Raw genomic sequence first — 15,339 nt, forward strand, 5'->3', positions numbered from 1 at the left:
CAGAAAGTGAAAACAGTTAAGTTGATCACTTAAACGGGAGGAAGCGCCGGGTGTTACGCATAACGTGGTGACGCGCAGCCAGAAAAAGAGCGACAGGCAGCAAGGCCCCTGTCGCGTCAGCGCGTTACATCAGATCGTGGCTGTATTTGAAAAGTTCGGAGTCAGAGCGCAAGCCCAGCTTTTTCAGCGCCGACTGCTTTTGTCCGCTGACCGTTTTCCGGCTGCGCTTAAATTTCAGGGCAATTTGCGACACGCTCAGGCCGTCGAGAAAGCAGCGCACCACTTCCACTTCACGCGGGCTGAGCAGCTTCACTTTTTCATACATATGGCTTCTGGCGTCAATGTCAGTCCCTTCTGCCGGGGATGCCTCATACATGGTATACAGGTTTTCCACTTCGTAAGCGACGGCAGGCGAGAGATAGATATGTCCCTGGGCAACCTGACGGATAGCATGAAAAATTTCCTCCATGTACTGGCTCTTACCGATGAATCCTCTGACGCCAGCGGTTAATACCATTTTCACGATCGCCGGGCTTTCCATCGACGATGAGACAAGGATCTTGAGACAGGGATAGTGGTTACGCAGCTGTTTAACCAGTGCCAGTCCGTCCAGCTCGCGATCCCCCAGCAGAAAATCGAGCACCAGAACATCAACAGATACCGACTTCAGCCGGGTAAAAAGTTCGCTGCTGGTTCCCCAGGTGCCCACCAGTTGCATATCCTGCTCTTGCCGGAAACATAGTTCGAACACTGTACGAATCATCGGGTGGTCGTCAAGCAAAGCAACATGCAGTGGGTTATTAGGTGCTTTCATCATAATTAATTCCTTTTAAATCATTTTTTATCTTTATCCATGCCCGTGAAAGAGGTTGCTCCGAAGTGGAATAAAAGGCGGCTTGTCATATTTAATCATCCTCTGGTGCTAAATATAATTAATAACCCGGCAACGCATCACCCTTCTCTCATCTTCTCAGGTCAACATCCTTTTACGGATTTAACTAATGGAAGCAGAGCGCCTGTATTATAACGACAGCTTGCATGGCGATCATACGGAAATAAATGCCTCTCTTCACCCTGAATTATCATTATTTGTCACTTTCTTTCTCTCCCCACCAGCAGGCTCCCCGGGGTGCTAACAAATACCCCTTTATGTTTAGGCAGTTGCGTATTAATCTATAATATCTGCGTTGCTTGTACGAAAATTCTGACGCAACCTGCATCAGGACCACACAAGAATTGTCTTGAAATACCTGTACCGTAACTTTCGTATCGTCTGTTACTTAGGGAGGGAATTATTTTGCCAGCAAGGAAAATATCAGCTTGTTTCAGGGAATCAGGAAAATTTGCGCCACATCCCTTTATCCTGCCAGCGCGTATTTACCGCTGCGATTATAAAGTAAGAAAGGTCGTAAAATCATCTTTCGCTCTGGAAATATATGCGCTTTATCCCGGATTGTAACGGCAACCTGCGTAATGAAACGCAGTTCTCAATGGAAAGATATGTATGTTCCCGGCCATAAAGGATCTTATTTTGGTCAAACCGATACGACGCTTCACCTTTCGCAGCCTGTTTTGCGCGGCGGTTTTACTCTGTCCCATACCGGCGGCGTTGACGCCTCAGCCGCTGAAAGCCTTCACCCTGCCCGCACAGCCAGTGCCGGTGCGGCAGAAAAAAAATATGCCCCTGACGGGGAAAGTTAACTTGCCCGATCGCTGGCAACGAGCGCAGCACAACGGACCCTCAGGCTTTGGGGCGGGATTGAAACCGCCTGTACGTTTCCGGCTGCGGACAGCGCTGTCAGGGCTGCCGCTTATGTGGCGCCACTACCACCCTCTTCTGCTTACTGTCAGCGCATTCTCCGTCGCGCTGCTGCTGCTCGGCTGCGGGTGGTTCATTCATCTGCGTTATGTCATTCAACGCAGCAAACGGGCTGAGCAGGCGCTGGCAAATCAGCTGCGTCTGGCGCAGGCGCGCTGCGATGAGGCGGAAACGGCGAACCGCTGTAAAAGCGAGTTTCTGGCCAGAATGAGCCATGAGATTCGTACCCCTCTGCATGCGATTATCGGTCTGCTGGAAATGGAGATGCGTCAGCAACCGGCCAACGCGCCCTCAGAGAACCTCAATGTCGCCTTTGAATCGGCCCGCGCGCTGCGCGCGCTGATTGGCGATATTCTCGACCTGAATAAAATTGAGTCGGGGCGCTGGTTGCCGATGCCGGAAAGCACAGAGTTACCCGCGCTGGTAGAGCGGACAGTGGCGCTGTTCCGTAATCAGGCGGCGGACAAAGGGATTGCGATCAACTGCCACATCGCACTGAATGCGCCCTGTGTCCATATCGATCCTGTCATGGTGACGCAGATTCTCACCAACCTGCTGTGTAACGCCATTAAATTTACCGGGCAGGGAGAAGTGAATGTCACGCTGACGCAGCGCCAGCAGGGTGACTACTGCCTGGAAGTCAGCGACAGCGGTTGCGGTATGACGCGACAGCAGCAACAGACGATTTTTGAACCCTTTGTGCAGGTGTGCGAGCGTCAACAACAGCAGGCGGGATGCGGGCTTGGGCTGAATATTTGTCGTCGGCTGGCTCGTCTGCTGGGAGGAGAACTCCAGGTCATCAGCTCACCCGGTACAGGATCGGTTTTTTCATTTACCTTTCATGCCGCGCCTGCGGAGCGTCAGCATCCCCCCGCTTCTCTGATCGATACATCCGATCCATGCGCGACCCTGCAGATACTGGTTGCCGAGGATCATGCGCCGAATCGTTTGCTGATCGCCCGCCAGCTGGAACATGCCGGCCACCAGGCCGTGGTGCTGGAGAGCGCGACGGCAGCGCTTGACTTATGGGAGCAGGATCCACAACGCTTCGATTTGATTATCACCGATTGCAATATGCCGGGAATGAATGGTTTCCAGTTTGCTCAGGCGGTGCGTCAACGCGAGAAAATGTGGCATCTTCCGCCCGTCGCCATTTATGGCCTGACAGCATCGGCGGAGACGCATACCGTTCAGCGCTGTCTTACAGCAGGGATGAATCACTGTTTGTGTAAACCTATCGATCTGGACACGCTACTCGGCTATGTCGCTCGCTGCTCACGACGCACGCCGCAGAGCGAGCGCTCAGCCAACGCGCCGTCAGGCGCGACAGAGAGAGCGGCTTTCTCGCCGCTGCTGATGCAGTTTGCAGAGCAGGATCCCGCAGGGTGCCGCGCGCTGATCCAGAGTGCGATCGCCACGAACCGGGAGCTTCTGGCCGCGATGCAGCGTACCACCTCAGGTAAGAAGCTGGCTCAGCTGGGACACAAGCTGAAAGGCGGCGCCACTATTCTGAACGCAACGCGTCTGGCCGCGCTGGGGCTGGCGCTGGAAAAGCATCAGCAAAAAAAATGCGATATCAGTGAATTAATCGCCGATATTGCTCAAGAAATTGTCGTTATTGAAAAAAAATTGCATCATTTTCAACATTGCCTTAACGAAAATAAATGCGGAAATAAGCAGAACCCATTTATCGAGACGTTTCTCGATTAATCCGGCAAACGTGAGGGATATAATTAGCGTCAAGGCTGGCTGAGAATTATGAATTCGTTCATGGAAGCAGAAAAGGGATAAAATGTATAACGCACAGATACTGATCGTCGATGAGCACCGTCTGGTCTCCGCAGGCTTACAAAGCTTATTATTAATGAATGGCTTTAACCATGTTTCGATCGCAAACACCATTAACGAAGGCATCAATGCAGTCACGCATCAGCGTATCGATATTCTTATCCTTGACCCGGAATTTAATGAAAATAACGGCATCGCTTTTTTAAGAGATATCGTCAAATCCAGACCGCGCATCAAAACCATCCTGTTGAGCCAGAGCAAAAATGAACACTTAATCATGCAATCGGTTATTCAGGGCACCAATGGTTTTGTCTCCAAACACGATAATATTAAGTCGCTGATTGCCGCCATCAGCTGCGTTTACAACAGCGTCAATTATCTGCCGGAGGAGATCCTTAAGCGCACCAATTACTATCTGGAAGAGCAGCGCCGTCTGACTCGCCTTACTGCGCGTGAAGCGCTTATTTTACGTCAACTGGCGCAGGGGAAAACCAACAAAATTATTGCAAATGAAATGGGCCTCAGCAATAAAACCATCAGTACCTATAAAACCAAAATATTTCAGAAGCTGGAAACGCGCAATCTGGTGAATGTAATAGAAATAGCCAAACGCAATGGGGCCTGTTAGCCAGACGCAAGGTTGCGGGCTGGCAAATGACCTTGCAACAATGTCAGCAGGCAGCAAATAACGCTCTGGTCGTGTGCTCTTTCAGCCATTAGCCATCTGGCTAACTCCGTGAAAATGAGAAGAGCTAAGTGAATTAGCCCATCAGTGTGGTTTCAGCAGGGGTATAAGCGCTTTATCCTGTCTGAGCGAAAGATGTTATTCTTTCGTCTGCGTCTTATACGCCCTGCTGTTTTTTTTGATGTTTCTCACAGCTTGCTTTTGTTCTTCTGCTTTACGCCGCTGAACCAGGTTACAGTCCACTCATCCGACCACCTGAGACAGCGAGTAACTATGACGCCGCAGAATACCGCTTTCCCTTCCCTCTTTGCTCCGCTCGATCTCGGCTTTACCCGGCTAAAGAACCGTTTTCTGATGGGGTCCATGCATACCGGCCTGGAAGAACATCCTGAAGGGAGCGCACGTCTCGCGGCCTTTTATGCCGAGCGGGCGCGTGCGGGGGTCGCGCTGATCGTAACCGGCGGCATTGCCCCCTGTGCAGAAGGCGTGGTGGCGCAGGGTGGCGCGCAGCTGACTGAAGAAGCGCAGTGCGCCTGGCATCGTCCGATCACCGGGGCCGTTCATGCGGCGGGCGGCAAAATCGCCCTGCAGATCCTGCACGCCGGACGCTACAGCTATCAGCGTCAGCTGGTCGCGCCCTCGGCCATTCAGGCCCCCATTAATCCTTTCCTGCCCCAGGTGCTGAGTGAAGCGGCGATTGAACAGACTATTGCTGATTTTGCCCGCTGTGCCGCGCTGGCAAAAGCAGCAGGCTATGATGGCGTGGAGATTATGGGATCCGAGGGCTATCTGATTAACCAGTTTCTGGTCGCCCGCACCAACCAGCGGAATGACGGCTGGGGCGGTGATTTAGCCCGCCGCATGCGTTTTCCCCTCGCCATCACCCGGGCGGTGCGTGCCGCCGCCGGTGACGACTTCATCATTATTTTTCGCCTCTCAATGCTGGATCTGGTGCCGGATGGCAGCACGCTGGAAGAGACGCTGACGCTGGCTGGTGAACTGGAAAAATGTGGCGTGACCTTGTTTAACACCGGCATCGGCTGGCATGAGGCGCGCATCCCGACCATTGCCACCTGTGTACCGCGCGCGGCCTTTGGCTGGGTCACCCGACGACTGCGCGAACATGTTTCAGTGCCGGTGATCGCCACCAACCGCATCAACCATCCCGCCGTGGCGCAGCAGCTGCTGGATGAGGGCTGCGCAGATATGGTTTCGATGGCGCGCCCGTTTCTGGCTGATGCGGAATTCGTCAGCAAAACGCGGCAGGGAAAACCGGAAGCGATTAATACCTGCATCGCCTGTAATCAGGCCTGCCTCGATCAGATTTTCCAGGGCCAGATCACCTCCTGTCTGGTGAATCCGCGCGCCTGTCATGAAACGCTGATGCCGGTTGAACCAGCAAAAGTACGCAAAAAGCTGGCAGTGGTAGGCGCCGGTCCCGCTGGCATGGCGTTTGCGCTGCAGGCGGCGCAGCGCGGTCATCAGGTGACGTTGTGGGAAGCCGAGGATGACATTGGCGGCCAGTTTACCCTGGCCTGTCAGATTCCGGGTAAAGCGGAGTTTGCCGAAACCTTGCGGTATTTCCGCTATCAGCTGGCGGCAGCACAGGTCACGATCAACACCGGCTGCCGGGTCAGCGCACAGATGCTGGAAGAAGCGGATGAAGTGATCCTGGCATCCGGTATCGTACCGCGCATCCCTGCTATTCCCGGCATCGATCACCCCTGCGTGCTGAGTTACCTTGAGGTGCTGCGCGACAAGAAACCGGTCGGCGCACGGGTTGCCATTATTGGTGCTGGCGGCATCGGCTTCGACACGGCGGAATATTTAACCCAGCCGCCAGGCGGCCAGGAGCGGGAGGCTTTTTATCAGGAATGGGGCATCGACAGCACATTAAGCCAGCGCGGCGGGTTGCGCACGCCCCGCCCCCACGCCGCACCGCGTGAAGTCTGGCTGCTGCAGCGCAAGGCGGGCAAACCCGGCGCCGGGCTGGGGAAAACCACCGGCTGGATCCACCGTACCAGCCTGCTTGCCCGTGGCGTCCATATGTGGGGCGGCGTAGAGTATCTGAGCATTGACGATCAGGGATTGCATCTGCGCCATGACGGCCAGACATTAACGCTGGCGGTAGATAATGTGGTGATCTGCGCCGGTCAGGAGCCGCAGCGCGCACTGGAGGCGGCACTGCGTACCAGCGGGAAGCCGCTGCATCTGATCGGCGGTGCGGACGTCGCGCTGGAGCTGGATGCCCGTCGGGCAATCGCCCAGGCCACCGCCCTGGCGTTGCGCCTTTAATCAGCGCACTTTTACTGCACGCAGCACGACAAACTTCGCGCTGGAGGCCACCAGCGAGCAGTTACCAAACAGCTTTTTCAGCTTGTGATGGTAGTCGAGGTGGCGGTTGCCGACGATACGCAGTTCGCCGCCATACTGCAGGCAGCGTCTGGCATCGCGAAACATCTGCCAGGCGATATGGTCGGTCAGCGCATGCTGCTGATGAAACGGCGGGTTGCAAAGCACGGCATGCAGCCGATCGGCAGGGAAGCCACTCAGCGCGTTGTTCACGGTAAAGTGGCAACGCGCCTTATCCTGCGGGCGGTTGGTTTCCACGTTCAACGCGCTGGACGCCACGGCCATCCAGGACTCATCGACAAAATGCACTTCCGCCTGAGGGTTTTTCTCCAGCGCCATCAGGCCGATCACGCCGTTGCCGCAACCAAGATCGACAATCTCACCCTCAATATTTTCCGGCAGATGCGCCATAAACAGACGCGCGCCGACATCCAGCGACATACGTGCAAAGACGTTGGCGTGGTTGTGGATGTGGTAAGGGGTGCCTTCCAGCGGCCAGACGCGCGTTACGGGCTGCTCCGCCAGCGCCGGACGCGTAAAACGCGTGTAGACCAGGCGCGCTTTTTTCCAGGCCAGCGAGGTTTTGGTTTCACCGAGAATACGCTCAAACAGCTGCAGCGTTGAACTGTGGATCTCTTTCGCCCTGGCGCCGGCAATGATCACCGTCTCATCGCTGATCACCGTGCGCAAGGCGCGCAACTGATGTTCCAGCAGCGCCAGGGTTTTGGGAATTTTAATCAGCACGCAGGCGGGTGCCGCTGGCAACGGGGCCAGGCTGTCGAGGAAGGTAACCCCGGAATCATCAAGATTGTTCAGGCGTAAATTTTGTCGCGTCGCCTGCTGACTGATCCAGGAGTCGCTGACATGCCACAACGGACGCGGGCTTAATGCACAGGTCAGCGCGCCAAAACTGTCATTCAACAGCAGCACCGGCCCTGCCGGCAGGCTCTGCTGCAACAGATATTCGTCGGCTGCGTCCCAGGCCTGTAACGGACTCTCTTCGCTCATTTGTGGAAAACGATGCAGGATCAGTGTGCGATCGTTCAGTTCAAGTTGGCTCATGGATTCTCCGGCATGGTACACTTTGCGCAATTTTCGCCCTGAAAAGGGGGCGGCAGTATACTGTCTTTCGTCGGGAATCACTAATGTCATCACTGATCTATCTGCAAGGCTATCCTGAACCTGTGCTGGAGCAGGTAAAAACGCTGATTGAACACCAGCGTCTGGGGGCTTTTTTACAGCAGCGCTATCCCGATACCCATAACATCATTAGCGACCGGGCGCTGTATGACTACACCCAGGCGCTGAAAAATCGCTATATGCGTAACGCCGCCCCCCTCAGCAAAGTAGTGTATGACAACAAGATCAAAGTGATGAAACATGCTCTGGGCTTGCATACCGCCATCTCACGTGTACAGGGCAGTAACCTGAAGGCCAAAGCGGAGATCCGCATTTCCACCTTCTTCCGCCTGGCGCCGGAACCCTTTCTGCGCATGATAGTGGTGCATGAACTGGCACATCTGAAAGAGAAAGAGCATGACAAAGCGTTTTATCAGCTCTGCTGTCATATGGAACCGCTGTATCATCAGCTCGAATTTGACGCCCGCCTGTGGATGACCGATCAGGCGATGCGCGGTAACGCCGCTTAAAGAAACTCTTGCGCTTTTTGTATCAGGCTGGTTTTGGTCAGGGCACCGAGGAAAAGACGTTCCTGCGGATTATTCAGCACCGGCAACCGTTCCAGCGTGACGCGGGCAAACGCCTCCCATCCTTCACGCATGCTCTGATTCTGATAGGCCACCGGAAACTGATCGTCCATCACCGCGCTGACCGGCGAATCCAGAGTGATCTCCTGTGCCAGCACCTTGCGCGCGATCTCATGGATCGACACCACGCCGAGGAACTGGCCGCCTGCGCTAACCACATAGACGTAGCGCTCCCGTTTCATTGAACTCACCGCCAGCGCCTGGCCGACCGACTCTTCCGGCTGTAGCGCCGCGCCGGGAATAATCAGCTCTGCCACGCGCATATTGTCAAAATCGAATTTAGCTTCCGAGCGACTAAAGTGAGTAGTCACTAACGGATAAGTACTGACCGCCTGCAGGCGATAAACCACCATAGCAGCGAGCACCGAGGCAATCATCAGCGGAAACAGCAGGCTGCTGTTGAGGGTCATCTCCAGCACCATCAGCATCGCCATCAGCGGCGCCTGGCTGACCGCGGCCAGTACCGCCGCCATGCCTATCGCTGCATAGAGTAAAGTGTCCCCCAGCGGCAGGTGGAACGCCACGCCGAGCTGCGCCACAATAATGCCCAGCAGCGCCCCGATCAGTAAGGCTGGCGTAAACAGCCCGCCCACCGCGCTGGATCCCACCGACAGCGCGGTCGCCAGCATCTTCAGGACCAGCAGCAACAGCAGCGCGGGCAGCAGATAATCTCCCGCCATCACCCGCAGGATCACTTCATAGCCGTTACCCAGAATGTCCGTGGAGATCAGCGCCAGCAACCCGACGGCAAAGCCGCCCACGCCCAGACGCAGCGGCAACGAGCGGATGCGATTAAAGCTTTTTTTACTGCGGGCAATCAGCCTGATGAACAGCCAGCCGGTAATACCCGCCAACAGCCCCAGCGTGACTGTAACCGCCAGACTGCTGAGATCCATCTGAAAGGCGACATCGGCCAGCGGATAAAGCGCGGTGCGAAAGCCGAGCGACCACATGGTCATCACCGCCACCGCAGCGGAAATAATCAGGGGAATCAGCCGCTGCAATGCCGAGATACCAAACGCGATTTCAGCCACAAAGATGGCGGAGGCCAGCGGCGCATGATAGACCGACGCCAGTCCTGCCGCTGCCGCCATAGCCACCACATCACTGTTTTTCAGGCCCAGGGAGGCAGGGAGCAGGCGGCCGAATATACTGCCGCACAGCGCGGCGAGCTGTACCATCGGCCCCTCTTTCCCGATGGAGGCCCCGCTACCGATACTGGCTACCGAAGAGAGCGCGCGGTAGAGCGAGGTGCGGGTGGGCACTGCATCCAGCCGGGCGTTGATCACTTCCATATAATCGGTTTTCACCGTCTGCTGCCGCTCGATGGCAATGGCAAAACGCAGAAAATAGCCTGCGATAACGCCGCCTGCTCCCACCAGCAACGGCCAGGTGAACCACGGCCAGACATGCATCGCCGTCGTGATTTCCGCATCGCTGCCAAACAATAACTGGTTAATCAGTTCAATAATGCCGCGAAACGCCAGCGTTATCAGCGAGGCGACGCAGCCCACCGGAATAGCGATAAACAGTGTCGTCCAGTTTAATGCATGTTTACTTCCGCTCACCCACAATCCTTTTCTCTTCAGCCAACGTTCGTTGCCTTGTCATCATATTGGAATGGCGATCGCAGGATCAACGAACAATGTGCGTTGCGCATTGCGCCGCGCCTCCCTCATGCTACTCTGCCGTTTTAGCATCCCGCAGGAGAGCCCCGTGATTCGTTTCGCTATTGTCGGCACCAACTGGATTACCCGGCAGTTTATCGATGCCGCGCATGAGAATGGCAATATGCAGCTCAGCGCCATCTACTCCCGCAGCCTGCAACAGGCACAACAGTTTGCCGCCGATTACCCCTGTGATGCCCTGTTCACCTCGCTCCAGGCGCTGGCGGAGTCAGACCAGATTGATGCCGTTTACCTCGCCAGCCCCAATGCGCTGCATTGTGAACAGGCGCTGCTGTTTCTTTCTCACGGCAAACATGTGATTTGTGAGAAACCGCTGGCCTCAAACCTGCACGAGGCAGAAAAGATGATTGCCTGCGCGCACGCGCATGATCGCATTCTGTTTGAAGCCTATAAAACCGCCAGTCTGCCCAACTTCCAGCGTTTGCAGCACGCGCTGCCGCGCGTGGGTACCTTACGTAAAGCGCTGTTCAGCTACTGTCAGTACTCCTCACGCTATCAGCGTTATCTCGACGGGGAAAACCCCAATACCTTTAACCCGCGCTGGTCTAACGGTTCGATCATGGATATCGGCTACTATTGCCTCGCCGCCGCCGTGACGCTGTGGGGCGAGCCGGCAGGCGTGAAAGCGCAGGCTACGCTGCTGGCGAGCGGCGTGGACGCGCACGGCGTCGTGGTGCTGGATTACGGCAATTTTGACGTCACGCTGCTGCACTCCAAAGTGAGCGATTCGCTGATCCCCAGTGAAATTCAGGGGGAAGCCGGTTCGCTGCTGATCACCAGACTGGCCGAGTGCCAGCAGCTGACGTTCACCCCACGCGGCGGTGACAGCCAACTGCTCAGCCAGCCCCAGCACACCAATACCATGCGTTATGAGGCGGACACCTTCGTGCGGCTGGTAAAAAATAATGAGGTTGCTCATCCGGGGCTGGCCGTCTCGTTAACCACCGCCGCGCTGCTGACTGAAATCCGGCATCAGACCGGGGTGGTTTTCCCGGCGGACAATCCGCCTGCGACTGGATTTGTGTAAATATTTCTAAATATTACTATGCAGCATTGATTAATGTTGTTCTTCCCGATACTTTAGCTTCAGCAAAGGGGAGTAACTTGTAAGCTGCACGATCGTCATTACGTTGCGTTATGCATCCGGTCGTCAGGCAACCCGGAATCATATTCTGCGTTGTAAGTGAGACCTTGCCGGAAGGCGAGGTTTGCTTACTTGAAATATAAGCGGCTGGCGTCTTCTGACTTCAGCCGTTTTTTATTTCAGACAGGATACGATTATGCAAACCGTTGGCACGCCTTTACTCTGGGGCAGCTTTGCCGCCGTGGTGCTTATTATGCTGGCGATTGATCTCTTCTTACAGGGACGACGCGGCGCACACACTATGTCGTTCAAACAGGCCGCCGTCTGGTCGCTTATCTGGATCACCCTCTCTTTACTGTTCAGCGCCGCCTTCTGGTGGTATCTCGAGGGCAGTGCCGGGCGGGAAGTGGCAACCAGCCAAACCCTGGCTTTCCTGACCGGTTACGTGCTGGAAAAAGCGCTGGCGGTCGATAACGTCTTTGTCTGGCTGATGCTGTTCAGCTACTTTTCCATCCCTGCCGCCCTGCAGCGTCGCGTGCTGATTTACGGGGTACTGGGGGCGATCGTGTTGCGTACCATCATGATCTTTGCCGGTAGCTGGCTGGTGACCCAGTTCAGCTGGATCCTCTATATTTTCGGTGCCTTCCTGCTGTTTACTGGTCTGAAGATGGCGTTCAGTAAAGAAGAAGATGCAAGTGCGATCGGCGATAAGCCGGTAGTGCGCTGGCTGCGTAAGCACCTGCGCATGACCGATACGCTGGAAGGGGAAAAGTTTTTCACGCGCAAAAACGGTCTGCTGTTTGCCACGCCGCTGATGCTGGTGCTGATCATGGTGGAACTGAGCGATGTGATTTTTGCCGTGGACAGCATTCCGGCTATTTTCGCTGTCACCACCGATCCTTTTATCGTGCTGACCTCCAACCTGTTCGCCATCCTGGGCCTGCGCGCCATGTACTTCCTGCTGGCCAACGTGGCTGAGCGCTTCGCGCTGTTGAAATATGGCCTGGCGATTGTGCTGATGTTTATCGGCGTGAAGATGCTGATTGTCGAGTTCTGGCACATTCCGGTGTCGCTGTCGCTGACGGTGGTCGGCTCGATACTGGGCATTACCTTGCTGATTAACGCCTGGGTCAACCGTCGGAATGACCAGAGGAAGATGTCACAATAATTCACTACAGGGGGGCATATTGCCCCCTGATTATTTTATCGCTCGGCTGATTTCTGTTTCATAAAACTGTGAAATCGGTTAAATCCAGCAGAGTTAAATAGTGATCCCGCCTACAAGGCCAGAATTAACGCTTTTCTCATCAGATCTTTTCCTTATACTCGCCAGGCAAACACAATCAGCCTCCAACGGTATCCGTCGCTGGCGCAGCGCAACGAGAAAAGAGAACGGTCAAAATGAAAACTACGGAATCTTCATTAGTGCGGCAATTTACGCACGGTAGTCTGGTAAAACAGATACTGGTGGGGTTAGTGGCGGGCATCGTGCTGGCCTGGATTTCACAGGATTATGCCAACGCAGTGGGTATTCTCGGTTCGCTGTTCGTCAGCGCCCTGAAAGCCGTAGCGCCGTTACTGGTCCTGATGCTGGTGATGTCGTCGGTAGCCAGCCACAAGCAGGGGCAAAAAACCAATATTCGTCCTATCCTGGTGCTTTATCTGGTTGGCACCTTCAGCGCGGCATTAACTGCCGTAGTGGTCAGCTTCCTCATGCCATCCAGCCTGGCGCTGGTGACCGGTACCGATCAAATCGTTCCGCCTTCCGGCATCCTGGAAGTACTGCGCGGCCTGCTGATGAGCATGGTATCTAACCCGATTGATGCGCTGATGAACGCCAACTACATTGGCATTCTGGTGTGGGCCGTGGGTCTGGGCTTCGCGCTGCGCCACAGCAGTGCATCAACAAAAGCCTTACTGAATGATGCCGCTGATGCAGTGACCTTTATGGTGCGCGTGGTGATTCGCTTTGCGCCTGTCGGTATCTTTGGTCTGGTGGCATCGACGCTGGCTTCCACCGGCTTCGACACCCTCTGGCAGTATGCGCATCTGCTGGCCGTTCTGATTGGCTGTATGCTGCTGGTCGCGCTGGTGATTAACCCGCTGCTGGTGTTCTGGAAAATTCGTCGCAATCCCTATCCGCTGGTGTTTACCTGCCTGCGCGAAAGTGGCGTAACCGCCTTCTTTACCCGCAGTTCTGCTGCCAATATTCCGGTCAACATGGAATTGTCGCAGAAACTGGGACTGGATGAAGACACCTATTCCGTGTCTATCCCTCTGGGTGCCACCATTAACATGGCCGGTGCCGCTATCACCGTAACCGTACTGACGTTGGCTGCGGTGCATACGCTGAATATTTCAGTCGACCTGCCGACCGCCTTACTGCTGAGCGTGGTTGCCGCGCTTTGTGCCTGTGGCGCTTCCGGCGTAGCGGGTGGCTCACTGCTGCTGATTCCGCTGGCCTGTAATATGTTCGGCATCCCCAACGAAATCGCCATGCAGGTGGTAGCAGTAGGCTTCATTATCGGCGTTCTGCAGGATTCCGCCGAGACGGCCCTTAACTCCTCGACCGATGTGCTGTTCACCGCTGCTGCCTGCCAGGCGGCAGAGCAACGCGTCACCAGCCGGGTGTAAAAATCGGGGCGGCCACGGGCCGCCCTGCTTGTTTACAGCGTAACCCCGCTTTTGAAAATCGCCAGCTCGCGAAAATCATTCACCTCATTGCACGCAGGCTTGCCATTCACAATCTCCACAATGGTATCCACGAAGCTGACCAGCAATGCATCCATGCTGGTGCCATCAATCAACTTCCCGGCATCAAAATCGATCCAGTGAGGTTTCTTCGCCACCAGCGGAGAGTTAGTGGCAATTTTTACCGTGGGCACAAAACCGCCATAAGGGGTGCCGCGTCCGGTGCTGAACAGCACCATATGACATCCCGCACCCGCCAGGGCGCTGGTGGCGACAGCATCATTTCCCGGCGCGCTGAGCAGGTTCAGCCCAGGCGTCTTCAGGCGTTCGCCATATTTCAGCACATCCACCACCTGACTCTGCCCCGCCTTTTGCGTACAGCCCAGCGATTTCTCCTCCAGGGTAGTAATGCCTCCCGCCTTGTTTCCCGGCGACGGGTTTTCGTAGATGGGTTGCTGATGATCGATAAAGTAGCGTTTGAAGTCATTAATCATCACCACGGTTTTTTCAAAGGTCGCTTCATCACGGCAGCGACTCATCAGGATACGCTCTGCGCCAAACATCTCCGGCACTTCCGTCAATACCGTGGTGCCGCCATTGGCGATCATCTGGTCAGAAAAACGGCCCAGCAGCGGATTCGCCGTAATGCCCGACAAGCCGTCTGACCCCCCACATTCCAGACCAAACCTGACTTCACTCAGCTTACCCGGCTGACGTGTGTCGTGACGCATCACCTCATAGAGCGCATGCAGCCGCTCCAGTCCCGCCTCCACTTCATCATCCTGCTGCTGGCAGATCATAAACTGCACGCGGTCGCTTTCATACGCGCCCAGGGTTTCACGAAACACATCCACCTGATTGTTTTCACAGCCGAGGCCAATCACCAGCACCGCGCCCGCGTTGGGATGACGCACCATATTTTGCAGCATGGTACGGGTATTTTCGTGATCCTGACCGAGCTGCGAACAGCCAAAAGGGTGGCTGAACAGGTAAGCCCCGTCGATATCTGCCGCATTGTCGGTTTCCTTCAGAAAGCGTTGCAGGATCTGGCGCGCGATGCCGTTTACACAGCCGACGGTAGGCAGGATCCAGAGTTCATTGCGAATCCCCACCTCGCCACTGGCGCGACGATAAAGCATGACGTCGCGATCGCCAGCCTGCGGCGGCAACGGAGTAAAGTCCGGCTGATAGTCATACTCATCCAGATCGCTCAGGTTAGTACGGGCATTCTGCGCATGGATCACCTCGCCTGATGCTATCGCCCGGGTAGCGTGCGCGATGGGCAGCCCATATTTCACCACCTGCTCTCCGGGTGCGAGGGAACGCAGCGCAAATTTGTGGCCACGTTCAACCGCCTGACGCAGAACCAGGTGCGCTTCTGGCAAGGTAACGGTCTCGCCCGCCGCCAGATCGCGTAACGCCACGGCGACATTATCGTGGGAATGAATTTTAATCGCGTCTTGCAT

Annotated in this window: 11 protein-coding genes; 7 read left to right on the top strand and 4 right to left on the bottom strand. The window is 55.5% G+C overall.

Annotation, left to right across the window (positions count from 1 at the left end; all coding sequences use genetic code 11):
• Positions 1 to 124: 124 nt before the first annotated feature.
• Positions 125 to 817 carry a response regulator gene (locus E0E17_RS04565; protein WP_130831937.1) on the bottom strand — a complete coding sequence of 231 codons (693 nt, stop codon included), beginning with the start codon at positions 815 to 817 and terminating at the stop codon, positions 125 to 127.
• A gap of 714 nt (positions 818 to 1,531) precedes the next feature.
• Here E0E17_RS04565 and E0E17_RS04570 point away from each other — a divergent pair.
• The 3 genes from E0E17_RS04570 to E0E17_RS04580 all read left to right on the top strand — a co-directional run bounded on the left by E0E17_RS04570 (position 1,532) and on the right by E0E17_RS04580 (position 6,587).
• The gene (locus E0E17_RS04570; protein WP_165446204.1) at positions 1,532 to 3,529 is read left to right on the top strand and encodes an ATP-binding protein; all 1,998 of its coding nucleotides are present in this window, start codon (positions 1,532 to 1,534) and stop codon (positions 3,527 to 3,529) included.
• 82 nt (positions 3,530 to 3,611) lie between these two features.
• Positions 3,612 to 4,235: a response regulator transcription factor gene (locus E0E17_RS04575; protein ID WP_130831941.1), complete on the top strand. Its 624-nt coding sequence runs from the start codon at positions 3,612 to 3,614 to the stop codon at positions 4,233 to 4,235.
• Positions 4,236 to 4,565: 330 nt separating this feature from the next.
• A complete protein-coding gene (locus E0E17_RS04580; RefSeq protein WP_130831943.1) occupies positions 4,566 to 6,587 on the top strand; it encodes an NADPH-dependent 2,4-dienoyl-CoA reductase in 2,022 nt (673 codons plus the stop codon).
• Here the strand turns inward: E0E17_RS04580 and rlmG are convergent, their stop codons facing one another.
• On the bottom strand, positions 6,588 to 7,706 hold the full coding sequence (gene rlmG / locus E0E17_RS04585; protein ID WP_130831945.1) for a 23S rRNA (guanine(1835)-N(2))-methyltransferase RlmG: 1,119 nt from the start codon (positions 7,704 to 7,706) through the stop codon (positions 6,588 to 6,590). It lies immediately after the preceding gene.
• A gap of 83 nt (positions 7,707 to 7,789) precedes the next feature.
• On the opposite strand from rlmG, the gene E0E17_RS04590 reads away from it, so the two are divergent.
• Positions 7,790 to 8,293 (top strand): YgjP-like metallopeptidase domain-containing protein, encoded by a 504-nt coding sequence (locus E0E17_RS04590; protein ID WP_130831947.1) that lies wholly within the window; start codon positions 7,790 to 7,792, stop codon positions 8,291 to 8,293.
• On the opposite strand, the gene E0E17_RS04595 is transcribed toward E0E17_RS04590, so the two are convergent.
• A complete protein-coding gene (locus E0E17_RS04595) occupies positions 8,290 to 9,978 on the bottom strand; it encodes a chloride channel protein (RefSeq protein ID WP_130831949.1) in 1,689 nt (562 codons plus the stop codon). The genes E0E17_RS04590 and E0E17_RS04595 overlap by 4 nt on opposite strands.
• 148 nt (positions 9,979 to 10,126) lie before the next feature.
• Here E0E17_RS04595 and E0E17_RS04600 point away from each other — a divergent pair, with 148 nt between their 5' ends.
• The 3 genes from E0E17_RS04600 (at position 10,127) to sstT (ending at position 13,816) form a co-directional block, all read left to right on the top strand.
• Positions 10,127 to 11,125 (top strand): Gfo/Idh/MocA family protein, encoded by a 999-nt coding sequence (locus tag E0E17_RS04600; RefSeq protein ID WP_130831951.1) that lies wholly within the window; start codon positions 10,127 to 10,129, stop codon positions 11,123 to 11,125.
• A 253-nt stretch (positions 11,126 to 11,378) separates the two neighbouring features.
• Positions 11,379 to 12,350 carry a TerC family protein gene (locus tag E0E17_RS04605; RefSeq protein ID WP_130831953.1) on the top strand — a complete coding sequence of 324 codons (972 nt, stop codon included), beginning with the start codon at positions 11,379 to 11,381 and terminating at the stop codon, positions 12,348 to 12,350.
• A gap of 233 nt (positions 12,351 to 12,583) precedes the next feature.
• Positions 12,584 to 13,816 (top strand): serine/threonine transporter SstT, encoded by a 1,233-nt coding sequence (gene sstT / locus E0E17_RS04610; RefSeq protein WP_130831955.1) that lies wholly within the window; start codon positions 12,584 to 12,586, stop codon positions 13,814 to 13,816.
• A gap of 32 nt (positions 13,817 to 13,848) precedes the next feature.
• On the opposite strand, the gene E0E17_RS04615 is transcribed toward sstT, so the two are convergent.
• Positions 13,849 to 15,339, bottom strand: coding sequence for a UxaA family hydrolase (locus E0E17_RS04615; RefSeq protein ID WP_130831957.1), 1,491 nt, complete (start codon positions 15,337 to 15,339; stop codon positions 13,849 to 13,851).

Source organism: [Erwinia] mediterraneensis (assembly GCF_900604315.1).
Lineage (GTDB): Bacteria > Pseudomonadota > Gammaproteobacteria > Enterobacterales > Enterobacteriaceae > Pantoea > Pantoea mediterraneensis_A.